The 24,440-nt window shown below is 69.6% G+C and carries 20 protein-coding genes and 1 pseudogene; 6 read left to right on the forward strand and 15 right to left on the reverse strand.

All coding sequences use genetic code 11. The features are described from left to right. Positions 1–13: 13 nt before the first annotated feature. On the forward strand, positions 14–475 hold the full coding sequence (locus tag ACIRGA_RS07920; protein WP_400937910.1) for a riboflavin kinase: 462 nt from the start codon (positions 14–16) through the stop codon (positions 473–475). On the opposite strand, the gene ACIRGA_RS07925 is transcribed toward ACIRGA_RS07920, so the two are convergent. From ACIRGA_RS07925 to ACIRGA_RS07955, 7 genes are all read right to left on the reverse strand, one after another. Beyond that, positions 472–1,041 carry a DUF5134 domain-containing protein gene (locus ACIRGA_RS07925; protein ID WP_400937912.1) on the reverse strand — a complete coding sequence of 190 codons (570 nt, stop codon included), beginning with the start codon at positions 1,039–1,041 and terminating at the stop codon, positions 472–474. The genes ACIRGA_RS07920 and ACIRGA_RS07925 overlap by 4 nt on opposite strands. Before the next feature lie 73 nt (positions 1,042–1,114). After that, positions 1,115–2,284 carry a lipid-transfer protein gene (locus ACIRGA_RS07930; protein WP_400937915.1) on the reverse strand — a complete coding sequence of 390 codons (1,170 nt, stop codon included), beginning with the start codon at positions 2,282–2,284 and terminating at the stop codon, positions 1,115–1,117. Continuing rightward, positions 2,281–2,679, reverse strand: coding sequence for a MaoC family dehydratase (locus ACIRGA_RS07935; protein ID WP_400937917.1), 399 nt, complete (start codon positions 2,677–2,679; stop codon positions 2,281–2,283). The genes ACIRGA_RS07930 and ACIRGA_RS07935 overlap by 4 nt, the downstream gene beginning before the upstream one ends. After that, positions 2,676–3,590: a bifunctional MaoC family dehydratase N-terminal/OB-fold nucleic acid binding domain-containing protein gene (locus ACIRGA_RS07940; protein WP_400937920.1), complete on the reverse strand. Its 915-nt coding sequence runs from the start codon at positions 3,588–3,590 to the stop codon at positions 2,676–2,678. Before ACIRGA_RS07940 ends, ACIRGA_RS07935 begins: the two co-directional genes overlap by 4 nt. Beyond that, the gene (locus ACIRGA_RS07945; RefSeq protein ID WP_400937923.1) at positions 3,587–4,759 is read right to left on the reverse strand and encodes an acyl-CoA dehydrogenase family protein; all 1,173 of its coding nucleotides are present in this window, start codon (positions 4,757–4,759) and stop codon (positions 3,587–3,589) included. Before ACIRGA_RS07945 ends, ACIRGA_RS07940 begins: the two co-directional genes overlap by 4 nt. A 4-nt stretch (positions 4,760–4,763) precedes the next feature. Beyond that, positions 4,764–5,828, reverse strand: a complete 1,065-nt coding sequence (locus ACIRGA_RS07950; protein WP_400937926.1) for an acyl-CoA dehydrogenase family protein — start codon at positions 5,826–5,828, stop codon at positions 4,764–4,766. Between the two features lie 88 nt (positions 5,829–5,916). Further along, positions 5,917–7,308, reverse strand: a complete 1,392-nt coding sequence (locus tag ACIRGA_RS07955) for a wax ester/triacylglycerol synthase family O-acyltransferase (protein WP_400937929.1) — start codon at positions 7,306–7,308, stop codon at positions 5,917–5,919. Positions 7,309–7,374: 66 nt separating this feature from the next. Between ACIRGA_RS07955 and ACIRGA_RS07960 the strand changes: the two are divergent. Continuing rightward, positions 7,375–8,604, forward strand: a pseudogene (locus ACIRGA_RS07960) (alpha/beta hydrolase fold domain-containing protein); the annotation flags it as partial. A 237-nt stretch (positions 8,605–8,841) separates the two neighbouring features. On the opposite strand, the gene ACIRGA_RS07965 reads toward ACIRGA_RS07960, so the two are convergent. The 3 genes from ACIRGA_RS07965 to ACIRGA_RS07975 all read right to left on the reverse strand — a co-directional run bounded on the left by ACIRGA_RS07965 (position 8,842) and on the right by ACIRGA_RS07975 (position 15,004). Beyond that, a complete protein-coding gene (locus ACIRGA_RS07965; RefSeq protein ID WP_400937932.1) occupies positions 8,842–10,026 on the reverse strand; it encodes an SWIM zinc finger family protein in 1,185 nt (394 codons plus the stop codon). Next, positions 10,026–12,800, reverse strand: a complete 2,775-nt coding sequence (locus ACIRGA_RS07970) for a DEAD/DEAH box helicase (protein WP_400937934.1) — start codon at positions 12,798–12,800, stop codon at positions 10,026–10,028. The genes ACIRGA_RS07965 and ACIRGA_RS07970 overlap by 1 nt, the downstream gene beginning before the upstream one ends. A gap of 128 nt (positions 12,801–12,928) precedes the next feature. Continuing rightward, positions 12,929–15,004 (reverse strand): acyl-CoA dehydrogenase family protein, encoded by a 2,076-nt coding sequence (locus tag ACIRGA_RS07975; protein ID WP_400937936.1) that lies wholly within the window; start codon positions 15,002–15,004, stop codon positions 12,929–12,931. Positions 15,005–15,149: 145 nt separating this feature from the next. Between ACIRGA_RS07975 and kstR the strand changes: the two genes are divergently transcribed. After that, positions 15,150–15,797 (forward strand): cholesterol catabolism transcriptional regulator KstR, encoded by a 648-nt coding sequence (gene kstR / locus ACIRGA_RS07980; protein WP_038523880.1) that lies wholly within the window; start codon positions 15,150–15,152, stop codon positions 15,795–15,797. Positions 15,798–16,131: 334 nt separating this feature from the next. Here the strand turns inward: kstR and ACIRGA_RS07985 are convergent, their stop codons facing one another. From ACIRGA_RS07985 to icmF, 3 genes are read right to left on the reverse strand one after another with little or no spacing between them, the layout of a single operon-like run. After that, entirely contained in the window at positions 16,132–17,121 is a 990-nt protein-coding gene (locus ACIRGA_RS07985) for a TIGR03557 family F420-dependent LLM class oxidoreductase (protein ID WP_400937938.1), read from the reverse strand. Next, positions 17,118–17,963, reverse strand: coding sequence for an LLM class F420-dependent oxidoreductase (locus ACIRGA_RS07990; RefSeq protein WP_400937941.1), 846 nt, complete (start codon positions 17,961–17,963; stop codon positions 17,118–17,120). Before ACIRGA_RS07990 ends, ACIRGA_RS07985 begins: the two co-directional genes overlap by 4 nt. A 43-nt stretch (positions 17,964–18,006) precedes the next feature. Beyond that, positions 18,007–21,243 (reverse strand): fused isobutyryl-CoA mutase/GTPase IcmF, encoded by a 3,237-nt coding sequence (gene icmF, locus ACIRGA_RS07995; RefSeq protein WP_400937943.1) that lies wholly within the window; start codon positions 21,241–21,243, stop codon positions 18,007–18,009. Between the two features lie 135 nt (positions 21,244–21,378). Between icmF and ACIRGA_RS08000 the strand changes: the two genes are divergently transcribed. The 3 genes from ACIRGA_RS08000 (at position 21,379) to ACIRGA_RS08010 (ending at position 23,057) form a co-directional block, all read left to right on the forward strand. Continuing rightward, positions 21,379–21,717, forward strand: coding sequence for an ArsR/SmtB family transcription factor (locus ACIRGA_RS08000; RefSeq protein ID WP_400937946.1), 339 nt, complete (start codon positions 21,379–21,381; stop codon positions 21,715–21,717). After that, positions 21,710–22,363, forward strand: a complete 654-nt coding sequence (locus ACIRGA_RS08005) for a DUF899 domain-containing protein (RefSeq protein ID WP_400937949.1) — start codon at positions 21,710–21,712, stop codon at positions 22,361–22,363. The genes ACIRGA_RS08000 and ACIRGA_RS08005 overlap by 8 nt, the downstream gene beginning before the upstream one ends. Before the next feature lie 136 nt (positions 22,364–22,499). Then, positions 22,500–23,057: a dihydrofolate reductase family protein gene (locus tag ACIRGA_RS08010; protein WP_400937951.1), complete on the forward strand. Its 558-nt coding sequence runs from the start codon at positions 22,500–22,502 to the stop codon at positions 23,055–23,057. A gap of 37 nt (positions 23,058–23,094) precedes the next feature. Here the strand turns inward: ACIRGA_RS08010 and ACIRGA_RS08015 are convergent, their stop codons facing one another. After that, positions 23,095–23,658: an ATP/GTP-binding protein gene (locus tag ACIRGA_RS08015; protein WP_007033694.1), complete on the reverse strand. Its 564-nt coding sequence runs from the start codon at positions 23,656–23,658 to the stop codon at positions 23,095–23,097. 28 nt (positions 23,659–23,686) lie between these two features. Then, positions 23,687–24,433 carry a DUF742 domain-containing protein gene (locus tag ACIRGA_RS08020; protein ID WP_400937955.1) on the reverse strand — a complete coding sequence of 249 codons (747 nt, stop codon included), beginning with the start codon at positions 24,431–24,433 and terminating at the stop codon, positions 23,687–23,689. Positions 24,434–24,440 lie beyond the last annotated feature (7 nt).

Genomic DNA, 24,440 nt, shown 5'->3' on the forward strand with positions numbered 1-24,440 from the left:
GGACGGGAGCGGCATGACGACGGAGTACTTCGTGGTCCGCGGCCAGGTGGAGAAGGGCGATCAGCGGGGCAGGGAACTGGGCTTCCCGACCGCCAACATCGCGCTGCGCGACCAAGACGGCCAAGTCGGCGACGGAGTGTGGGCGGGCTGGGCCGAACGCGCCGACGGCACCCGGATCGCGGCCGCGGTCTCGGTCGGCAGGCGGCCGACCTACTACGGCGCGGACGGTTACCGGCTCGTCGAGGCGCATCTGCTGGACTTCAGCGGCGACCTCTACGGCGAGGTGCTGACCGTGTGGCTGGGCCATCACCTGCGCGAGCAGGAGGCGTACCCGTCGTCGGAGGCGCTGATCGTCGCGCTCAACAAGGACATCGCCGACGCCCGCAAGTGGGCGTCGGACAACCCGGCCGAGGGCCTGCCGGACGCGGGCACCGCCGAGGCCGGCGTCGTCCGCCGTGTCCCCTTGAGCCGCTAGACCGCCGCGCCCAGGAGCATGTAGCCCATCCCGAGCCCCATGATCACCCGGCACACCCGCCGCGACGTCTGACCGGAGGCCGAGGCGCCCCGCGCCGCCAGCACCCCGGCGCGTACGGCGTCCGCCGCGAAGTACGCGGCCACGCCGCCGAACAGCAGCGAAAGCCACAGCGCGGAAGTGCCACCGGGGCCGGACATCACCAGCCACGGCCCGTGGCTCACCTCGCTGTGCGGCATGAACGTCACCATGAACAGCATCGCGGTGGCGGACACGGCGTGATGCCCGCACGACGTGTGGCCGGAGCGCCGCCCCTTCCACCACGAGACGGCGAACCAGCCGGCCGTCAGCGCCAGCACCGCCTGCCAGCCGGCCGCGGGGATCGGGCCGCCGACCGGGGACAGCATCGCGACCATGGCGACGACGAGCAGCAGTTCGGCCAGGTCGCCGTTGCGGACCGCCGTGCCCTGGCCGCGATAGTCCGAGCGGACGAGTCTCAGCACGCAGGGCAGGACGAGCGCGGCGAACACCGCGGTCAGGGTCCACGCGACGACGATTGGTCCAGACATGGCACCTCCCGGCCGGTAACCCCTTCACCGTGGCAGGTACCGCTCTAGTACACCATCGGGCATTGAGGTGATCTCAGCCCGCGGTCAGCACCAATCCGCTCGTGGGTACGCCGGTGCCCGCGGTCACCAGCACCTGTGCGGCCCCGTCGACCTGGTTGACGGCGTCGCCCCGGAGCTGACGGACACCTTCGGCGATCCCGTTCATCCCGTGGATGTAGGCCTCCCCGAGCTGTCCGCCGTGCGGGTTGAGCGGGAGCTTCCCGTCGAGTTCCAGGGTGCCCCCGCCGATGAAGTCCTTGGCCTCGCCCTTCCCGCAGAAGCCGAGTTCTTCCAGCTGCATCAGGACATACGGGGTGAAGTGGTCGTACAGCACGGCGAGGTCCATATCGCCGGGGCCCAGGCCGGACTGCTCCCACAGCTGCCGTCCCACCACGCCCATCTCGGGCAGCGCCGGGAGATCGTCGCGGTAGTAGCTGGTCATCACGTACTGGTCCGGCCCGCTCCCCTGCGCGGCCGCCGCGATCACGGCGGGCCGGTACCGCAGGTCGCGCGCCCGCTCGGCGCTGACGATCACCAGTGCCACCCCGCCGTCGCTCTCCTGGCAGCAGTCCAGCAGATGCAACGGTTCGGCGACCCAGCGCGAGGCCTGATGCTCTTCGAGGGTGATCGGCTTGCCGTAGAACCACGCCTTCGGGTTCGTCGCCGCGCGGGCGCGGTCGACGACGGCCACCCGGCCGAAGTCCTCGCTGGTCGCGCCGTACTCGTGCATGTAGCGCCGGGCGAGCATGGCGACGGTCGCGGCCGGGGTCGCGATGCCCATCGGGTAATGGAACGCGTTGTCGACGCCGGACGAGTTCACCTGCCCAGCCGCGGCCGAGGACACCTGCCCGAACCGCGTCCCGGACCGTTCGTTGAACGCCCGGTACGCGACGACGACGTCCGCGACCCCGGTCGCGACGGCCATCGCGGCCTGCTGCACGGTCGCGGCCGCGGCCCCGCCGCCGTAGTGGATCCGGCTGAAGAACTTGAGCTCGGGGATGCCGAGCTCCCGTGCGACGGCGATCTCGCTGTTGCCGTCCATGGTGAACGACACCAGACCGTCCACATCGGACGGAGTGAGCCCGGCGTCCTTCACCGCGCTCGAAACCGCTTCCGCCGCCAGCCGGAGCTCGCTGCGCCCGGAGTCCTTCGAGAACTCCGTGGCGCCGATCCCGGCGATGGCCGCCCGCCCGGACAGGGTCATCGTTCGCCTCCCAGCGTCAGGGCCACGGTTCCCACCACGTGCTCGCCGAGACTGTCCACACCGGACACCGAGACCACCACGTCGTCGCCGTCGCTTTCGATGACCTGTCCGGTGAAGGTCAGCGTGTCGTAGGCGTAGCAGGGCACGCCGAGCCGGATCTTGATCGACCGCACGAACGCCTCCGGCCCCGCCCAATCGGTGACGAACCGTTGCACCAGACCGGTATCGGTGAGGATGTTGAGGAAGATGTCCTTGGACCCGCGCTGCACCGCCGCGTCCCGGTCGTGGTGGACGTCCTGGAAATCCCGCGTCGCCAGCGCGGTACTCACCACGAACGTCGGGGTGGCCTCGATCTTCAGCGGCGGCAGCTCGGTGCCGACCGGACAGTCCTTCATCGCGCGACCCTCCAAGCGGGCAACGTCAGTTCCTCGTCGATCTTCACGAAGGCCGCCTCCACCGGGAGTCCGATGTGGGCGGATTCGGGATCGGCGTCGAGCAGCTCGCCCATCACCCGGACGCCCTCTTCCAGTTCGACGAGCGCGACCACGAACGGCAGTTCCTTGCCGGGGACCTTCGGATGGTGGTGCACCACGTAGCTGTAGACCGTGCCGCGACCGCACGCGACGACGTAGTCCGGCTTCGCGTCGAAGTCGCCGTCCGGCGGCATCGGGCCGGGCGGATGCCGCAGGGTCTCACCCCACCGCTGGATCCGCAGCTCGCCTTCCCGCAGGCCCGCCCAGAAGAATTCGGTGTCCTTGCTGATCACTGGCCGCAACACGGGCGCGGCCGTTTTGGCGGGCTCGGCGCCCGGCGGACGGAACTTCAGCACCCGGAACACCATGTCCGCGACGGCTTCGTCGCCGACGTACCAGGTGGTCTTCGTCGTGACGAACCAGCCTTCGCCCAGCGCGGTACGTTTGGGCCCGACGACGCTTTCGAGCTTCGCGGTCGCGGCGACGCGTTCGCCGTGCCGCAGATACCGGAAGTAGTTCTGCTCTGAGTTCGTCGCGACGACCGAGGTGAACCCGGCTTCGTCGAGCACCTCCATCATCGCGCCGAGTGGATCGTCCGACGCCCTCGTCCAGTGCAGCCCGCCCATCGTCCACACCTGCGCCATCGCGGGCGGCGCGACGAGTCCCTTGTGGACACTCTTGGCGGCGAACTCTTCGTCGACGTAAACGGGATTGTGGTCGCCGATGGCTTCGACCCAGTTGTTGACCATCGCCTGGTTGACCGCGTCGCGGGCGGCCCTCGGCGCGGATTCCCCGCGCGCGGCGATGCGTTCTGCGGCTTCCTGGATGCTCATCGCGGCACCCTCGGCAGCCCGAGTCCGGCGGTGGCGATCAGCTCGCGCTGGATCTCGCTGACGCCCCCGCCGAAGGTCAGCACCAGATTGCGTTTGGCCACCACGTCCAGCCACCGCGCCAGTTCCGCGGTTTCGGCGTCGGCCTGATCGCCGTGTCGCGCCACGATCTCCTCCAGTTTCCTGGTCAGCCGCTGGATGCGTTCGGAGCCGACGATCTTGGTGGCCGACGCGTCGGCCACCGCCACCGGTCCGGTCGCCGACGACGCCGCGACCTGCCAGTTCAGCAGCTCGTTGATCCGGGCGGTCGCCAGGGTTTCCGCCAGGACGGCCCGGACGTCGGGCAGCTGGAGCAACGGCGTGCCGTCCGGTGCCTTCCTCGACGCCGCCCATTCGCGGACGCGGTCGTGGAGACCGCCGATCCGCCCGGCGGGGCCGAGCATGACGCGTTCGTGGTTCAGCTGGGTGGTGATCAGCCGCCAGCCCTCGTTCTCCTTGCCCACCAGCATGTTCGCGGGAACTCGCACGTCCGAGTAGTAGGTGGCGTTCACGTGGTGCGCGCCGTCGCAGGTGATGATCGGCGTCCACGAATAGCCCGGATCGCGGGTGTCCACGATGAGGATCGAGATGCCCTTGTGCCTGGGCGCGTCGGGCGCGGTGCGGACGGCGAGCCAGATGTAGTCGGCGTCGTGCCCGCCGGTGGTGAAGATCTTCTGGCCGTTGACGACGTACTCGTCCCCTTCGCGCACCGCCGTCGTACGCAGCGCGGCGAGATCCGTTCCCGCGTCGGGTTCGGTGTAGCCGATGGCGAAATGTACTTCACCGGCGAGGATCTTGGGCAGGAACAGGGATTTCTGCTCCTCGGTGCCGAAGGCCTGCAACGTGGGCCCGACGGTCTGCAGGGTCACCGACGGCAACTGGACGTCGGCGCGGGCGGCCTCGTCGACGAAGATGTGCTGCTCGATCTCGCCGAAACCCCGGCCGCCGTACTGTTCCGGCCAGCCGACGCCGAGCCAGCCGTCGCGACCCATCCGCCGCACGATCTCGCGATACACCGGGCCGTGCCGCTCCCGCAGCATCGCGTGCCGCTCGTCGGCGCTCACCAATCCGGCGAAGTACTCGCGCAGTTCGGAGCGCAACTCGTGTTGCGCCGCGGTCAGTTCGATCAGCATCGGTTCACCCCGCCACCAATTCGCCCAGACCGGCCAGCCGATGAGCGGCGCCGCCGAGCGTTCGTCCCAGATCCTTGACCGCCGACGAGAACCGGTGCAGTGGATAGGTTTCGTCCACACCGATCCCGCCGTGCAGGTGGTGGCAGACGGCCAGCGCCGCGGGCGCCTCCTCCGCCAGCCAGTACGCCGCGATGTCGAGTTCCGCCTCGGCGTCGAGCCCCGCCGCGAGCCGCCAGACCGCCGACCGCGCGGCCAGCTGGACCGTCCTCGAAGCGACGTAGACGTCCGCGATCTGTTGCGCCACCGCCTGGAACGCCGCCAGCGGGCGCCCGAACTGCTCACGTTCGCCGACGTGTTTCGTGGTCAGCGCGAGCGCGCCGGCGAGCAGCCCGTCGCCGAACGCCACGGCGCCCGCGAGTGCGAACCTGTGCAACGTCGCGATCGACTCGCCGGGACCGTGCCCGTTGAGGAGATCGGCGTCGGTGACGGCGACCGAGTCCAGCGTCATCGTGTAGTCCGGTGTGCCGGAAGAGGTTCTCGTCGGGGTCAGGGTCACGCCGTCCGCGCGGGGATCGACCAGGAAGACGCCGGTGCCGCCGGGCAGCGAGGCGGGCGTCAGGATCCGGGTCGCCTCCGCCGCGAACGGCACGCCGGTCTTGACGCCGCTCAGCCGCCAGTCTCCGGCCGATTCCGCGACGGTCGCGGGCCGGACGGTGAACGGGGCGGAGGGTTCGTGCAGCGCGGCGGTGAGCACGGCTTCGCCCGCCGCGACCGGCGGGAGCAGCGCCGAACGTTGGTCGGGGCCGCCGAGCGCGGCGACCGGCAGGACCCCGAAGGCCAGCGACGCCAACGCGGGCGTCGGCGAGGCGACGCGGCCGAGTTCGGTCAGCACCAAGGCGACTTCGGCGACACCGAGGCCGTCGCCGCCGAGTTCGGCGGGCAGCGCCAGGGCGAGCAGACCGGCGTCGGCCAGCGCGCGCCACGTGTCCGCGGGCTCACGCTCCTTGCCGAGCACGCGCGCGGCCAGCGCGGTGACCTCGGTCTGCGTCTCGTCGAACTGGAAGTCCACACTGGCTCCTCACCGGGGCGAACGGGCACAATATTGAAACCTGTTCTAGTCTTAACCGGAAGGAGGCGTGACGGCAAGGGGTGAGGATCTAGGAGGTCGCCTTGAGCAGTTCCGCGACAGCGTCGGCGAAGTGGTCGGCGAGCGGCCACAGGTCACCGGTCAGTTCGCGGGCGCCGAGCAGGCCGACGTCGACCCTGCCCGCGTTGGACAGCACGGTGACGTTGAGCCCGGCGCCGTGGAACACCGGGCCGAGCGGGTGGAGCCCGGTGATCCGGCAGCCCAGCAGGTACAGCGGCATCGGCGGGCCGGGCACGTTGGAGACCACCAGGTTGTGCACCACCGGATGCCGTTCGGCCAGGCGCAGCGCGGAATACGCGCGGACCGCGAGCCCGAACATGGTCGCCGCCGAGAACTGCGCCCAGTCCTGGAGCATGTCCGCGTCGATGTCGTGGTGATGGTCCTTCGACAGCCGGTTCGACTCCGCGAGCATGAACACGCGCGCGGCGGGATCATCCAGATGGGTGGGCAGCGACGCGAAGAACGCCGAGACCTTGTTGCTCCCGTGCTCGCGTTCGGTACGTCCGTGCACCGACACCGGCACGGTCGCCACCAGCGGATCTTCGGGCAGCTCGCCCCGATCTCGCAGGAACTGCCGCAGCGCGCCGGCGACCACGGCGAGGACGACGTCGTTGACGGTCACCCCGAAGGCGTTCTTGATCCGCTTGACGTCGTCGAGGTCGAGTGAGGCATAGGCGACGCTGCGGTGCGCGGTGATCGTCCCGTTGAACGATATCCGCGGCGCCGTGAACGGGACCGGCATTCCCTTGCCCTGCAACGCTTTGCCCAGCCATCTCGGCACGAGTTCGAGCAGGTCGGGCAGCAGTTTCACCAGCTCGACCGGACGTTTCGCGAACGACGTCAGCCCCGAGCCGAACAGCGCGCGCCTGCCGGGAACGTCCGCGTTGCGACGTTCGTCCGGCGCGATCTCGGGCAGCGGGGCGTCCGGTTCGAGCCCGGCGAGGGCGGTGATCAGGCTGGCACCGCCGACCCCGTCGACGCTGGCGTGGTGCATCTTCAGCAGGACCGCGATCCCGCCGTCCGGCAGGCCTTCGATGACGTACAACTGCCAGAGCGGCCGTGCGCGGTCCAGCCGTTGTCCCGCGATGTGGGCGCAGAGCTCGGCCAGTTCCCGCCGGTCACCGGGCGCCGGTACGCCGATGCGGTGAACATGGGCTTCGAGGTCGAAATCCTCGTCCTCCACCCAGACCGGATGCGCGAGATTCCAGAGTGGATTGTGCAGCTTGCGCCGGAACGCCGGGATCAGCTCGACCCGTTCGGCCAGTTTCTCCTTGAAGCGCTCGAAATCGTAGCCGCCGGGCATGGTCGAACCGTCCAAGGTGAGCAGCCCGCACACGTGCAGTACCTGGGCCGGTGTCTCCAGGTACAGAAAACTCGCGTCCAGACCACTCAACCTCTGCATGAGAATCACCTTAAGTGAACTTTGCAACCGGTTCTAGGCACTCACCCGGCGGTAGGATCGGTGCCCATGCAGCCGAGTTTCGTCGTCCGCCAGGCACTCCAGCTCGCGCTCACCGCGAACGCGCTGAAGCCGCCGAGAGGTGCCCGCACGGCGATCCCGGCGTTCTTCGCGGGCTGGCTCACCGGCGAGCTCGCCCCGCATCTGCTCGCGCTCACCGCGGTCGACACGGCGGCGCACCTCGCCCGGCACCGGGGCGCGTCGAGCAAGACCGGGCTCGCCCTCGCGGCGGCGTCGGCGGCCGGGCTCGGCACGCTGATCGCGCAGTCGCAGCGGGCCCGCGACGAGATCGAGACGGCGCTGACCGAAGGCATCGGCGAGGCGTACGCCGACGAACTCGAGCACCCGCCGAGCCCGACCGACCTCGCGACGCCGTGGGGCCAGCTGGCCATGCCGTTCCGCATGCGCGATCCCGAGGTCCGGCGGACCCGCGACATCGCCTACGCGCCCGGCGGGAAGCGATTCCTGCTGGACGTCTACGCCCCGCGCGAACCGGTCATCGGCGCGCCGATCCTGCTTCAGGTGCACGGCGGCGCCTGGGTGATCGGCAACAAGGACCAGCAGGGCCTGCCGCTGATGCTGCACATGGCCAAACGCGGCTGGATCTGCGTCGCGATCAACTATCCGCTCTCCCCCGCCGCCCGCTGGCCCGCGCATATCGTCGCCGCGAAACGCGCGCTGGCCTGGATCCGGGACAACGCCGAGTCCTACGGCGGCGACCCGTCCTTCGTCGCCGTCACCGGCGGATCCGCGGGCGGGCATCTCGCCGCGCTGCTGGCGCTGACCGCCAACGACCCGGCGCTGCAGCCCGGCTTCACCGAAGCCGACACGAGCATCCAGGCATGCGCCCCGCACTACGGCGTGTACGACTTCGCCGCGACCAGCGGGCGGCGCTCCAGCCAGACCCGGCTCAAGACGCTCATCGCCCGGCACGTCTTCGAGGCGGACAGGGATCCGGTGAACTTCCTCGACGACTACATCGCGGCGTCCCCGCTGGACCGGATCACCGAGGACGCGCCGCCGTTCTTCGTCATCCACGGCGTCCACGACTCGCTGGTGCCGGTGGGCGAAGCCCGCGAATTCGTGCGACGTCTCCGGGAGAAGTCCCAGCGTGAGGTCGCGTACGCGGAGATCTCCGGCGCGCAGCACGCCTTCGACGTCTTCCCCTCGATCCGCAGCGCCCACGTCGTGCGCGGGGTGGAACGGTTCCTGGAGTGGAGCTACCGCACCTGGCGACGGTCCAGCGGGTCGTGGGGGGGGGGGGGGGGGGGGTGTGGGGCAGACGGCCACCAGCCGCGCGGGGGGGGGGGGGGGGGGGGGGGGGGGGGGGGGGCGGGGGGGGGGGGGGGGGGGGGGGGGGGGGGGGGGGGGGTTGTACTGGTTGTGGTTGTTTCCCACCCCCCCGGGCCGAGGCTCCGGGGGTTTGTGGGTGGTTTTGGGGTTAACACCCCAAACCGCCACTCACGAGGCTGGGCGTCAGGGCGGGTAGATCACGTCCGTCGGCCGCGTGGACGGTGGCCCGTCCACCCGCCAGCCTTCGCCGTCGCGCACGAACCGGTACCACCGTTCATCACGGCCATAGCGCAGCTGCAGATCGCCCTGGGTGATCCGGTTCCGCCACGTCTTGGGCGTTCCCGGCAACCCCGATTCGGCGAGGTCCGCCCTGGCCTGCGCGAGCGGCGCCTGCCCGGGCCGCCAGGGCTCCCGCACCACGGCCATCCCGCCCCGGCCCGCCTCACGCCAGGCCTGCGCCCAGACGGCCAGCTCCCGCACCGGGACTCCCGCGGCCTCGGCGAGTTCGGCGACCCCGTGAGGATCGCCCGCGGCCGCGCGGCGCGCGAGGTCTTCCTCGAACGACAGCTCCACTTCGCGCTCGGGCCCCATCACCAGCAGCTCCCAGGCCCTCGCGGCGGCATCGGCCGCCAGTTCGACGAACATCTCCCCGCTCCAGCCCGTGCGGTGCGGCGGATCGACGTCGAGGACCGCGGGCGGCCCGACCGTGCCCGGGACCGCCAGCCGCGGTGGCAGCGCGGCGATCCGCCGGGTGTAGGCGCGTCGCGGGTCCACCCCCGGCGCGGCGGGGGCGCGCACCCGCTTGCCCGGCTCGCTCGCGGGGGCGCGGCGGGACCGCAGTTCCGCGAGCACGGCCTCCCTCGGCCTGCCTCGCAGCAGGAACAGCACGAACGGATCGGCGTCGACCTCGTCCGCGACCAGGTAGTACACCGCGGCGACGTGTTTGCACGGATTCGCGCTGTCCGGGCAGGAGCACTTCGGGCGCAGATCGCCGGGGCCGGGCAGCAGATCCGCGCCGGCGGTCCGCGCGTCCTCGGCCAGCTCGCCGGGCAGCTCGCCGTCGAGGAGGGCGGCGACATGCCCGAGCCGGGAGCCGACCATGCCGAGCAGGCTCTCCCACTGCGGCTCGGTGAACGCCCGCATGTGGATGGTCACCCGGTACGGCACCGCCCGGCTGCCCTGCACCCAGGCCGTCACCTCGCCCGCGCCGACCGCGAGCTTGCTGACCGTGCCCTTGCGCGCGTACGTCCGGCCTCGCGGCAGGCGGTTCGGGTCGAGCTTGGCGCGCTCCTCCAACGCCTCGACCCACGCCTTGCCCCACCACGTGTTGCCGAAGGTGCGCCGTTTCCGCCCTGTCACGCCGGGCATCACGTCCCCCCGAGCCGGACCAGGTCGGCGAGTTCGTCGTCGGACAGCTCGGTGATCCAGTCCTCGCCGGCGCCGATGACCGCGTCGGCCAGCCCGCGTTTGGTCTCCAGCACCTTGGCGATGCGTTCCTCGAGCGTGCCTTCGGCGATCAGCCGGTGCACCTGGACCGGCCTGTCCTGCCCGATCCGGTACGCGCGGTCGGTGGCCTGGTCCTCGACGGCCGGGTTCCACCAGCGGTCGTAGTGGATCACGTGGGTGGCCTTGGTCAGGTTGAGCCCGACCCCGCCCGCCTTGAGCGAGAGCAGGAAAACCGGGACCTCGCCCGCCTGGAACCGGGCGACCATGTCCTCCCGGGCCTTCGGCGTGCTCGACCCGGACAGCAGCATCGTCGGCAGCCCGCGTTCGGCCAGGCGTTTCTCCAGCAGGCGGCACAACTGGACGTACTGGCTGAACACGAGCACGCTGTCGCCCTCGTCGAGGATGACGTCGAGCAGCTCTTCGAACGCGGCGAGCTTGCCGGACCGGCCGTGCAGCACGCCGGGTTCCTTGAGGTACTGCGCCGGGTGGTTGCAGATCTGCTTGAGCTCGGTGAGCAGTTTGAGCACCTGCCCGCGCCGGGCCACCCCGTCCAGCTCGCGGATCATCGCGAGGTTCTCCCGGACCACGGCCTCGTACAGCGTCGTCTGCTCGGCGGTGAGCGGGACGAACCGGTCGGTCTCGGTCTTCCGCGGGAGCTCGGGGGCGATGTCCGGGTCGGTCTTCTTGCGGCGCAACAGGAACGGCCGGACCGTCGTGGCCAGCCGTTCGGTGGCGGCGGCGTCACGGTCGCGTTCGATCGGGCGGGCGACCTTGCGGCGGAACCCGTCGAGCGAACCGAGCAGGCCCGGCGTCGTCCAGTCGATGATGGACCACAGCTCGGTGAGCCGGTTCTCCATCGGTGTCCCGGTCAGCGCGACCTTCGCGGCGGCCGGGATCTTCCGCAATTCCTTGGCGGTGGCCGAAAGCGGGTTCTTGACGTGCTGCGCCTCGTCGGCGGCGATCATCCCCCAGTCCACTTCGGACAGTGCTTCGCGATCCCGGCGGAGCACGCCGTACGTGGCGAGCACGACCTCGTCCGGCGCGAGATCGTCGAGATGCCGTCCGCCACCGTGGAACCGGCGCACCGGGATATCCGGCGCGAACCGGGCGAATTCCCGTTCCCAGTTGCCCAGCAGCGACGTCGGGCACAGGACGAGCGTGGGACCCTCGCCACGCGGACGGCGGTGCAGGTGCAGGGAGATGAGCTGGATCGTCTTGCCGAGCCCCATGTCGTCGGCGAGGCAGGCGCCGAGACCGAGCCCGGTCATCGTCGCCAGCCAAGCGAGACCCGCCTTCTGGTACGGCCGCAGGGTGGCCCGCAGTTCGGCGGGCTGCTCGATCGGTTCCGCGGCGCTTTCGCGGATTCGCTGGAGCAGCCCCGTCAGCGCCGACGGGGCGGTGAACTCGACCTTTTCGCCGTCCAGCTCCAGTTCGCCGGTGAGCGCTGCGGCCAGCGCCTCCGCCCCGGACAGCTTCTTCGCCCGGTGGGCGCGCACCTTGGCGATCAGCCGAGCATCGACCTTGACCCATTTGCCCCGCAGCCGCACCAGCGGCCGTTTCGCCTCCGCGAGCGCGGTGACCTCGGCGTCAGTGAGGTCCTCGTCCCCGAGACTCATCCGCCAGCGGAATCGCAGCAGGCTCTTGAGCGTGAACTCGGGGCCGGTGACGCTGCCCGGTGTCTGCGTCGCGCTCGCCTTCGCCTTGAGCTCGCCCGCGAAGAGGTCTTTCGGCCACTGCACCTCGATGCCGGCCCCGCCCAGCGCCGCGTCCCCGTGGGTCAGCAGGTCGACGACCTCGTCGTACTCCAGCGCCAGCCCGGTCGGGGCGGCCGACTGGAGCATGCGGCCGAGCGGCGCCCACGCCCTGGCGCCTCGCCGCAGGCCGAGCAGCAGCTGCGTCTCGACCTGCTCACCCATGCGTTCCAGCACCGCCTCCGGCGCGTCCCACAGCGTCGCCGCCTCGACGATCAGGCTCGGATCAGCGGCGCTCCGCACGGCGAGGACGGCCTCGAACGTGGGCTCTTCTTCGGGGGCTGTGGGGTCTTCGGGCTCGTGTACCTCCATGCGCAGGACGAGATGCGCGCCCTGGGCCTGCCGGGCGCTCAGTTCCGCCAGCCACGCGGCACCGTCCGGCCCGACCAGCGTCGGCTGGGCGGCCGCGAACGCCGGACCGCCCGCCGCGACGCTCGCGGCGGGCGTGCGGACCAGCACGTCCGCCGTCGCGTCCCAGAACGCGCGGATCAACGACTCCGGCGAATGCAGCCGGATCCGTTTCAGCCCGGACAACGGCAGCGCGTGCGCCTCGGGAGGCAGCGCGGCGGCGAGCCCGCGCAGCATCTCCTCGTCGGCGACGTCGAGCGGGCCGACCCGCCACGAATCCACCCCGCCGGGTGAGGCCGCGGGCAGCAGCCTGCCGCGGGCGATGAGGTTCACCCCCGCTTCGGCGACGGCCGACCACGCGGCGATGGCCGGGCTCAGGTCGCCCTCCGCGGTGAGCAGCCGCGGAATCGCCCGTGACAACGGGACGAGCGCCGCGTCGACCTTCGTGCGCCGGAAGATCTTGCCTGCCGGAAGCACGAGTTCGATCGCGGTGTCACCCGCTACGCCGTCTCCCCAGAGCGCCAGCACTCCGTCCCGCGGGGGATCCGAGGGGACGAAGGTGGCTTGGGTTCCTGTGCCGAACTCCACGCCCCGCACGTTAGAGCACGGGACCGACAGCGGGCGGGCGGCAGTGCCGTGACAGGTCCGGTCATGCCCCGATGTGTCGTGAAGTGACCGGTCACGACACCTCAAAGACGCGTGAGAGGAACTTTCAGGACCCGGCTTTAGGACCTCGGCAGCCCCAGCAACCGCTCGGCCGTCAGCGACAGCAGCACCTGAGTCGTCCCGCCCGCGATGCTGAGGCACCGGGTCAGCAGGAACTCGTGCTGCGCCGGATCTCCGGCCACGAGAGCGTTCTCACCGAGCGCCTCCAGCGCGAACTCCGCCACCGCCTGCCGATGCCGCACTCCGAGCAGCTTGCGCACACTCGACTCGGCGCCCGGGTCCTGGCCGCCGAGCCGCCTCAAGGTCGCCCGCAGGTCCAAGACCGAACACGCGCTCCCGTCGGCGATCAGCGCGCCGAGTTTCTCCTGATCGGCGCCGTCCCCCAGGGTGGCGAGCAGGTTCTCGACGCCCTCCCCCACCGCCGACCCGCTCCCGAGGGCGACCCGCTCGTTCGCCAGCGTCGTCCGCGCCAGCCGCCAGCCGCCGTCGACCTCCCCGACCACCATCTCGTCCGGCACGAAGACGTCGTCGAGGAAAACCTCGTTAAAGACGGCGTCACCGGTGATCTCGCGTAAAGGCCGCGTACTGATCCCCTCGGCGGTCATGTCGACGAGGAAGTACGTGATCCCTTTGTGTTTCGGGGCTTCCGGGTCGGTCCGCGCCAGGCAGATCGCCCAATCGGCTTCGCGCGCGAGCGAGGTCCACACCTTCTGGCCGTTCAGCAGCCATCCGCCGTCGACGCGGCGGGCCGTCGTGCGGAGCGACGCGAGATCGGAGCCCGCCTCGGGCTCGCTGAACAACTGGCACCAGGTGATCTCGCCGCGCAACGTGGGCGCGGCGAACCGTTCGCGCTGTGCCGGGGAACCGTGTTCCAGCAGGGTCGGGATCGCCCAGGCGCCGATCACCAGGTCGGGACGGCGGATGTCCGCCTCGGCGAGGGCGGCGTCGATCCGCAGTTGCTCGGCGGCCGTGGCGCCCCTGCCGTACGGCGCGGGCCAATGCGGGGCCAACAGTCCCGAATCGGCCAGCGCGACCCGCCGCTCCGGCTCCGGCAGAGCGGCGATTTCGCTTACCAGGTCACGGAGTCCGGCGTGTTCGCCGACGTCGACGCTCAAGGTCCGGCGGTCGCCGCGCAGGGCGAGTTCGGCGGCGCGACGACGCCAGCGGGCGGAACCACCGAGCCACTGCCGCAGGGCGACCGCGCGCCGCAGGTAGAAGTGCGCGTCATGCTCCCAGGTGAAGCCGATGCCGCCGAGGACCTGGATGCAGTCCTTCGCGTTGGCCACGGCCGCGTCGAGTGCGTAGGCCGCCGCCGTCGCGGACGCGAGGGCGTGCTGCGCCGGGTCTTCGGCCGCCCTCGCCGCGTCCCATGCGAGCGCGTCGGTGGCTTCGGCCCGGCACAGCATTTCCGCGCACAAGTGTTTGATCGCCTGGAACGACCCGATGGGACGGCCGAACTGCTCTCGCACCTTGGCGTACTCGACGGCCGTCCGAAGACACCATCGGGCGATCCCCGCGGCTTCGGCGGCACCGAGTGTGGCGGCGTAGGAATCCACCGGCAGAGCGTCGAAAACCGCTTCGGCACGCACCTTCTCGCACCGGACCCGGCCGACCGGCCGCGAGAGGTCGAACGGCTCGCATCGCTCGATGTCCATTCCGGACGCCGCGGGCGGAATGAGCGCGGAGACGGCGCCGTCGGAGACCAGCGTCCACGCCGACGGGTGAACGTCGAGAGCCGGTCCCGATTCGCCGTCGACCACCGAATCCGCGATCCGGAAACCACCGCCCAGCACCACCGCCAGCCGTTCGGTCCCGTCCGCGAGACCGGGCAGGATCTCCTTGGCGGGCTGGGGAACCGTCGCGAGCAACGCTCCACCCAGCGCTGTCCCGAGGACGGGGCCGGGTACGAGCGCTTCGGCCGCTTCGGCGAGCCCTGCGGCCAGATCGGCGAGTGTGCCGCCCGCTCCGCCGACGTCTTCGGGAATCGCCACGCCGAACAGGCCGAGTTCCGCCAGCCCCGGCGGCGGCTCGGCGATCCGGCCATTTCGGACGGCGTCGATGGGGCGGATGGAGGCCGCCCAGGCACGGATCGACGCGGCCAAGGCCGCCTGTTCTTCGGTGAGCGCGATCGACACGGGTGAGACCTCCTCGCCGGACCTACCCGCGAGTGTAGAACGTGTTACAGTTTCTTGCCCAGTGGGTCACGTCTTGAACAGTTCGTCCGCTTAGGTACGCTACGCGAGGAAAGTGGAACAAGTTCCGACGAAGGGGGACGTGGCGATGCCAGGGAAGGCCAAGGCACCCACGAGCGCGAAGGCGCGAAGCGGCAACGGTCTCTCCGCACTGGGCGGCGAGGAACTCGGCTCCGCGGCCCAGCGCGACCGGCGGCGCCGCATCATCGACGCGACCCTGACACTCGCCGCCAAGGGCGGGTACGACGCGGTCCAGATGAGGGCTGTCGCCGAGAAGGCGGACGTCGCGCTCGGCACGCTGTACCGCTACTTCCCCTCGAAGATCCACCTGCTGGTTTCCGGGCTGGCCAGGGAATTCGAGCGCGCGCAGGAGAAACTCGACCGCGCCGCCATCCCCGGCGACACCCCGAGCGAGCGGCTGATGTTCGTCCTCGGCCGCAACACCCGGCTCATGCAGCGAGACCCGCACTTGACCGAGGCGATGGTCCGCGCGTTCATGTTCGCCGACACGACCGCGGCCGCCGAGGTCGAACAGGTCGGGCGGCTGATGGAGAACATGTTCGCCAAGGCGATGGGCATCGAGGACCCGACCGAAGCCGATCGCGACATCTTCCACGTCATCGCCGACGTCTGGATGGCGAATCTGGTCGCCTGGGTGACCCGGCGCGCTTCGGCGGCCGACGTCGCGAACCGGCTGGAGCTGTCGGTGCACCTGTTGCTGGACAAGAACGTCTGACGGCCGGCACAGTGCCGGCCCCCAGAACACGCCGGCTACCCGTGTCTGGAGACGGAACTCGCGTGTCCAGACCCCGCACTCGCGTGCTTGAAGCCGGAACTCGCGTGCTTGAAGCCGGAACTCGCGTGCTGGGAGGCCGAACACACCCGGGACGGGAGTTCGCCTCCTGATCATGCGAGTTCCGGCTCCAGACACGCGAGAGTCCGGGACCCGAAGTGGTAGCAAAGGTCCCTTGCTCTCCCCGGCGGCCCAGCAGGCCTTTCGCGCGCAATGAAGGGGCCTTTCATAGCAAATTTTGCTATGAATGGCCCCTTCATTGCAGCGCCGAGGCGCGTCAGGCCGTCAGCTTCGGCAGCACGTCCCGCCCGAAGGTCTCGATGAACTCGTCCTGGTTCCGGCCGACGTTGTGGATGTAGATCCGGTTGAAGCCGGCGTCGACGTACTTCTGCAGCGCCTCACGGTGCACGTCCGGGTCGGACGAGACGACCATGCGCCCCTCGAAGTCCTCACGCCGCACCAGTTTCGCCATCTGCGCGAAGTCGAACGGCGACCGGATGTCGGCCTTCGGGAACTTCATGCCGCCGTTGGGCCACTGGTCCATCGCGTTGGCCCACGCCGTCTCCTCGTCCTCGGCCCACGACAGATGCACCTGCAGCAGCTTCGGCATCGAGTCCGGGTCCTTGCCCGCCTTGCGCGCGCCGGTACCGAAGTTGTCGAGGATCCCCGCCAGCTTTTCGATCGACGCGCCCGGCGTGATCAGCCCGTCCGCGAGCTCGCCGGTCTTGCGCGAGGTGTACGGGCCGGCCGACGCGATGTAGATCGGCGGCGGCTCGTCCGGCAGCGTCCACAGCCGGGTGGTGTGCAGCTTGAAGAACTCGCCGCTGTGCTTGACGTCCTTGCCGGTGAACAGTTTCCGGATGACTTCGAGCGCCTCGAACATCCGCCGTACCCGCTCCGGCGCTTCGGGCCAGTACCCGCCGATGATGTGTTCGTTGAGCGCTTCGCCGGAACCGATGCCGAGCCAGGTCCGGCCCGGGTAGGTCGCCTCCAGCGTCGCCGCGGCCTGCGCCACCATCGAAGGGTGCAGCCGGAACGACGGGCACGTCACGCCCGGCCCGAGGTCGCCCGTGGTGTTCTCCGCCAACGACGCGAGCACGCTCCACACGAAGGACGCTTCACCCTGTTGAGGGACCCACGGCTGGAAGTGGTCGGCCGCCATCTGGCCGGAGAACCCGTGCTGTTCGGCCAACGCCGCCAGCCGGATCGACTCGCGAGGCGAGAACTGCTCGAGCGCCGCGGCCAAGCCGATTTGAACCTCAGTCACGCCTGTTGCCCCTTTCGAAAGCTGTCGGCGACCTTCGCGAACTGGTCGAGTCGTTCCAGTGTCGCCGCTTCGGGTTCGGTCGGCAGGAAGAGCGTCGCCTCGTCGACGCCGCCCTCGACGAGCCTGCCCAGCGCGTCCTCTTCCGGGGTGGCACCGAAGGCTGAAAACTTGATGTCGCTACGCCCCTGGTCGGCCAGCCACTGACGAGCCCGGCGAAGCTCCTCCGGCGGAGTGTGCGCGTGCGGCAGCCAGCCGTCGCCGTACTTGGCGATCCGCTGCATCGCCTTCTCCCCCGCACCACCGATGTAGATGGGCGGATGCGGCTTCTGCACCGGCTTCGGCCACGCAAAGATCGGGTCGAAGTCGACGTGCTCGCCGTGGAATTCGGCCTCGTCCTTGGTCCAGATCTCCTTCAGCGCGGCCAGTTGCTCGTCGACGAGCGCGCCACGGGTACGCGGATCCGTGCCGTGATTGCGCATTTCCTCCCGGTTCCACCCGACGCCCACACCGAAGACGAACCTGCCTCGCGAGACCAGGTCCAGCGAAGCGACCTCTTTCGCCGTGTGGATGACGTCGCGCTGCTGCAGCAACGCGACGCCCGTCCCCAGCTTCAGGGTCGAGGTGGCCCCGGCCGCCGCCGTCAGCGCGACGAACGGGTCCAGGGTCCGGTAGTACACGCGCGGCAGTTCGCCGCCGCCCGGGTACGGCGTTTCCCGGCTGACCGGGATATGCGAATGCTCCGCGATGTGGAGCGAGCTGAACCCGCGCTCTTCGACGGCTGCGGCGAGGACGTCCGGCCTGATGCCTTCATCGGTGATGAAGGTGGCGATTCCGATCTCCATGTCCAGCAACTACCCGGACACGCGCCGCGATATTCCCGCGCCGCTAGACGTTGCGCCGGTACTGCCCGCCCACCTCGAAGAACGCCTCGGTGATCTGGCCGAGCGAGCACACCCGCGCCGCGTCCATCAGGACACCGAACAGGTTGCCGCCGCGGGTCGCGGCCTCGCGCAGCGTCTTGAGCGCGACCTGCGCCTCGGCGTGGTGCCGGTGCTGGAAGTCCTCGAGCCGCTCCAGCTGCGAACGCTTCTCGTCCTCGGTCGCCCGCGCGAGTTCCACCTCGACGTCGTCCTCGCCGGCGTTCGGGTTGCGGAAGGTGTTGACGCCGATGATCGGCAGCGTGCCGTCGTGCTTCTGGCGTTCGTAGAGGATCGACTCGTCCTGGATCTTGCCGCGCTGGTAGCCGGTCTCCATCGCGCCCAGCACGCCGCCGCGTTCGGAGATCCGGTCGAACTCCAGCAGCACGGCCTCTTCGACCAGGTCGGTCAGCTCGTCGATGATGAACGAGCCCTGCAGCGGGTTCTCGTTCTTCGACAGGCCCCACTCCTTGTTGATGATCATCTGGATGGCCATCGCGCGCCGCACCGAGCTCTCCGACGGCGTGGTGATCGCCTCGTCGAAAGCGTTGGTGTGCAAGGAGTTCGCGTTGTCGTAGAGCGCGCACAGTGCCTGCAGCGTGGTGCGGATGTCGTTGAAGCTCATCTCCTGCGCGTGCAGCGACCGGCCGGAGGTCTGCACGTGGTACTTGAGCTTCTGCGAGCGCTCGTTGGCGCCGTAGCGCTCCCGCATCGCGACCGCCCAGATCCGCCGCGCGACCCGGCCCAGTACCGAGTACTCGGCGTCCATGCCGTTGGAGAAGAAGAACGACAGGTTCGGCGCGAAGTCGTCGATGTCCATCCCGCGCGCGAGGTAGCTCTCGACGTAGGTGAAACCGTTCGACAGGGTGAACGCCAGCTGCGAGATCGGGTTCGCCCCGGCCTCGGCGATGTGATAGCCGGAGATCGACACCGAGTAGAAGTTCCGGACGCCGTGCTCGATGAACCATTCCTGGATGTCGGCCATCATGCGCAGGCTGAACTCGGTGGAGAAGATGCAGGTGTTCTGCCCCTGGTCCTCCTTGAGGATGTCCGCCTGCACGGTGCCGCGGACGTTGCGCAGCGCCCATTCGCGCAGTTCGGCGGCCTCGGTTTCGGACGGCTCGCGGCCGTGCTCGGCCTTGAACGCCGCCATCCGCTGGTCGATCGCGGTGTTGAGGAAGAACGCGAGGATCGTCGGCGCCGGACCGTTGATCGTCATCGACACCGAGGTGCTCGGCGACGTCAGGTCGAAGCCGTCGTAGAGCACCTCCATGTCCTCGAGCGTCGCGATGGAGACACCCGAGGTGCCGACCTTGCCGTAGATGTCGGGGCGGGTGTGCGGGTCGTGCCCGTACAGCGTCACCGAGTCGAAGGCGGTCGAAAGGCGCTTCGCGTCGGAGTCGGCGGAGAGCAGCTTGAACCGCTTGTTGGTCCGGAACGGGTCGCCCTCGCCGGCGAACATGCGCGCCGGGTCCTCACCCTCGCGCTTGAACGGGAAAACACCCGCGGTGTAAGGGAAGTATCCGGGCAGGTGCTCGCGGCGCAGGAAGGACAGCAGCTCGCCGGATTCGGTGTAGCGCGGCAGCGCCACGCGCGGGATCCGGTTGCCGGACAGCGTGTCGCGCCAGAGCTGGGTGTGCAGTTCCTTGTCGCGGATCTTCACGACCAGCTCGTCGGCGCGGTAGGACTCGGCGAGCTCCTGGAAGCGCGCCAGCAGATTCGCCGACTCACCGTCCACATCGGACTCGGCGGCGGCGAGCAGGCCGTCGAGCGCGTCGGTGCTCGCGTCGACGGCGGCCAGCGCCTCCTTGGCGGCGGCGAGGTGCTCGCGTTTGCGCAGCGCGGCGACCTGCTGCTCGGTCTTGGCGTGGTAACCGCGGACGGTCTCGGAGATCTCGGCGAGATAGCGCGTCCGGTTGGCCGGGATGATCGTGCTGGCGTCGGTGGACACCTTGCCCTCGACCTTCGGGAGCACGCCCGCCGACACGGTCAGCCCGCGTTCGGCGAGGGTGTCGCGCAGGTGCTGGTAGAGCGCGGTGACGCCGTCGTCGTTGAACTTCGCGGCGCTGGTGCCGTAGACCGGCATGTCCTCGGGCGAGGAGCTGAACGCCTCACGGTTGCGCACCAGCTGGCGCGCGACGTCGCGACGGGCGTCTTCGGCGCCGCGGCGCTCGAACTTGTTGATCGCCACCGCGTCGGCGAAGTCGAGCATGTCGATCTTCTCCAGCTGCGACGCCGCGCCGAATTCCGGCGTCATGACGTACAGCGACTGGTCCACGTAGTCGACGATGCCGGCGTCGCCCTGCCCGATACCGGGCGTCTCGACGATCACCAGGTCGAACCCGGCGGCCTTGCAGGCGAGGATCGACTCGGAAAGCCCGGTGGGGATCTCGCCGCTGGTGGTCCGGGTGGCGAGGGAACGGAAGTAGACCGGGCTGCCGTCGAGGCAGTTCATCCGGATGCGGTCGCCGAGCAGCGCTCCGCCGCCCTTGCGGCGCGACGGGTCGACGGCGAGCACGGCGATGCGGAGCTTGTCCTCCTGGTCCAGCCGGAACCGGCGGATCAGCTCGTCGGTGAGCGACGACTTGCCGGAACCGCCCGTGCCGGTGATGCCGAGCACCGGCACGGTCCGCGACTTGGCCACCTCGGTGATCTTGGCGAGCGTGTCCTGCGGCAGTGCTTCGCGCTGGAGCTGCGTGATGACGCGGGACAACGCCGGGATGTCACCCGAAAGCAGTTTGTCCAGCGAGCCGGGCGACTGCGCCGAGAGGTCGGTGTCGCAGGCCTTGATCATCAGGTTGATCATGCCCGGGAGGCCCATCTCGTAGCCGTCCTCCGGCGAGAAGATCCGCGCGACACCCCGCGAGTGCAGCAGCTCGATCTCCTCGCGGACGATGACGCCGCCACCACCGCCGAACACCTTGATATGCCCCGCGCCGCGCTCGTTGAGCAGCTCGACCAGGTAGCTGAAGTACTCGACGTGCCCGCCCTGGTAGGCGCTGATGGCCACACCCTGGACGTCCTCGGCGATGGCCGCGGTGGCGACCTCGTCGACCGAGCGGTTGTGCCCGAGGTGCACGACCTCCGCGCCCTGCGACTGCAGGATCCGCCGCATGATGTTGATGGACGCGTCGTGCCCGTCGAAGAGGCTCGACGCCGTCACGAAGCGAACGGGGTTGACGGGCCGGTGCAGGTCGCTGCTCATCCCTCCAAAATACTAGGACTTCCTACTGTTTTAAACCCATCCACTCGCGTGATGGCGCTCTCACTCGTCCTTGACAGATCAACTCGCACCAGTATATTCAACCCAAGGGTTAAACAACCGATTGATTGAGCAGCGATGACCACTGATCAGCTCAGCGCCACGTTCGCCGCCCTGGCGGACCCCACCCGGCGGGCGATCCTCGCCCGGCTCGCCACCGGCGAGGCCAGCGTCAACGAGCTGGCCGAACCCTTTCCGGTCAGCCTGCAAGCCATCTCGAAGCACCTCAAGGTCCTCGAGCGCGCGGGCTTGATCAGCCGGAGCCGGACGGCGCAATGGCGGCCCTGCCGGCTGGAGGCCGCCCCGCTCGGCGACGTCTCCGACTGGGTGGAGCGGTACCGGCGCTTCTGGGAAGGCGGTTTCGACCGCATGGAAGAACACCTGGCCGAACTTCAGAAAGGCGAACGAAATGACTGAGACCGTCACGCTGCCGAAGGTCGTCTCGGCAGGCGAATGGCAGATCGCCCGAGACGCGTTGCTGGCCAAGGAAAAGGAGCTCAGCCGCGCCACGGACGCGATCGCCGCCGAACGGCGACGGCTGCCGATGGTCCGCTTCGACAGCACGTACGAGTTCGACGGACCCCAGGGCAAGCTGACTCTGCTGGACCTCTTCGAGGGACGGCGTCAGCTGATCGTCTACCACTTCATGCTCGCCCCCGGGCAGAAGGCGGGATGCCCCGGCTGCTCGATGGTCGTGGACAACATCGGCCACCCTGCCCACCTGCACGCCCGCGACACCACGCTGTACGTGGTCGCACCGGCGACGCTGCCCGAAATCGAGCGCTACAAGGAGCGCATGGGCTGGACGGTCCCCTGGGTCTCGACCCTCGGCGACTTCAACCCGGATTGCGGCATCGACGGCGGGTTCGGCATCAGTGTCTTCCTGCGCGACGGCGACGACGTGTTCCGGACGTACTTCACCAGCGGTCGCGGCGCGGACCAGCTGGTGGGGACGCTGCGGTACCTGGACCTGACGCCGTTCGGGCGGCAGGAGGCCTGGGAGGAAGCCGGCCGCGGGACCGACGGCCCCGGACACTGGTGGAAGCGCCACGACGAATACTGAGCATTTAGTCCTCTGGATGCGCCTCAAGCGCATCCAGAGGACTAAACGCGTGAGGGATGTCGAGAACCTCGCGCCCGCTCCGACCCTTCGGTGAACGGCGTCCGGAAGGCGGGCGCCACACCGGAGGGATCAAGCCATGCGCAAGCTCGTCTACGCCGTCCACACCTCGCTCGATGGCCGCATCGAAGGCCCGGACGGCGAGTTCGACTGGGCGGACATGGGCCCGGATCTGTCCGGCCACTCCAAGGAACTGGCCGACCGCTCCGACACCCTCGTCTACGGGCGGCGCGTCTGGGACATGATGTCGTCGTACTGGCCGAAGGCCGAGGAGATCTCGGACCACCCGCACGACCTGGAGTACGCCCCGATCTGGCGCGAGACGCCGAAGATCGTGTTCTCCCGGACGCTGGACAAGGCCGGCTGGAACACCGAAGTGGTCGGCGGCGACCTCACCGAGCGGATCACCGGACTCAAGAGCAAACCCGGTAAGGACCTGCTGCTGATGGGCGGGGCCGAGCTCGCCACCGCGATGTCGGACCGCGGCCTGATCGACGAGGCCCACGTCGTCGTGCACCCGGTGGTACTCGGTGGCGGCAAGCAGGTGTTCGGAGGCGGCGTGCGCACGGACCTGCGGCTGACCGGCACCCGGACGATGGACGGGCGCGCGGTCCTGCTGACCTACGAGAAGAAGTGAAACCCTGGGCGGCAGCCCTGCGCTGCCGCCGTCAGGATCACCTCGCGTTGCTCGCCCGCAACGCGATCCACTGCCGCATCGCGTATTCGACCAGCGTGATCAGCGTCTGCTTGGTCGACTCCCGCTCCCGCGCGTCACAGCGGACGATCGGGATGTTGGGGTCGATCGACAGCGCTTCACGCACGTCGTTGATGTCGTGCTCGAGGATGCCGTCGAAGGTGTTCACCCCGACGATATAGGGCAGGCCCCGGTCCTCGAAGAAGTCGATCGGCGCGAACGAGTCGGCCAGCCGTCGCGTGTCGGCCAGCACCACGGCGCCGATCGCGCCGCGGACGAGGTCGTCCCACATGAACCAGAACCGCTGCTGCCCGGGCGTGCCGAACAGGTAGAGGATCAGGTCCGCGTCCAGGGAGACCCGGCCGAAGTCCATCGCGACCGTGGTGGTCGATTTGTTGGGCGTCTGGTCGAGGTTGTCGATCCCCCGACTGGCGTCCGTCATCATCGCCTCGGTGGTGAGCGGGACGATCTCCGACACCGAACCGACGAAGGTCGTCTTACCCGCACCGAAGCCACCCGCCACGACGATCTTCGCGGATGTCATGGTCGGGGGCGCGGTTTCCCGCGGTGCCTTAAAGCCGACGGAGTCCACTCAAAACCCTTTCCATCAACACCAGATGTGCCTCGGCGCCGTCATTGCCCGAAATCGTCTTGTGCACGCTGACCAGTCCCGCGTCCGCCGCGTCGCTGATCAGCACGCGTGCCACACCCAGCGGTACACGCAGGGTCGCCGCGATCTCGGCGACCGAACGCGGGGTGCGGCACTCCTCGATGATCGAGACGCACTCGATCTGGTCCGCGGCCACCGCGGGAAGGCTACCCGCGGCGACGTGGTCCTTGGTGGAGATGAGGGTCTCCAGCTCGAGAGCGTAGTTCGCCTTGGTCCGGCCGCCGGTGAGGGCATAGGGACGGACGATCGCCGTCTCTTCGAGCGGCGACGGCGCCTGCTCGAAGACGGCGGGCATGATGAACTCGCCACTGGGTGGGCCCGGGTCGAAAAGACCACCTGGTCTCGGCCCGACTGCGCCTGCGCCGCTGTCGGGTGGAGAGGCAAGTGAGGTCACGCGGTCTCCTTGATCGGTCGGCTGCGGGACTGCCGGTTCCCCGGCGGCGTGTGCCCCGCCCGCCTGGGGATCCTCTGACTGCTTGTTCTTCTTGCGCTTCCGACGACCACGACCCGAATCCAAGGTGAAACCGTTCAGGACGTCGGCGAAGGTGCCGTCGTCCCGTGAACCGGCAGCATTGGCAGCCCCCGCGTGCGGAGGCTGGTGTTCACCCGTCCCCGGCGGTTCGCCGAAGGATCCGGACCCGGTGCTCATCGGGACA

Source organism: Amycolatopsis sp. NPDC102389 (genome assembly GCF_044765885.1).
Classification (GTDB): domain Bacteria; phylum Actinomycetota; class Actinomycetes; order Mycobacteriales; family Pseudonocardiaceae; genus Amycolatopsis.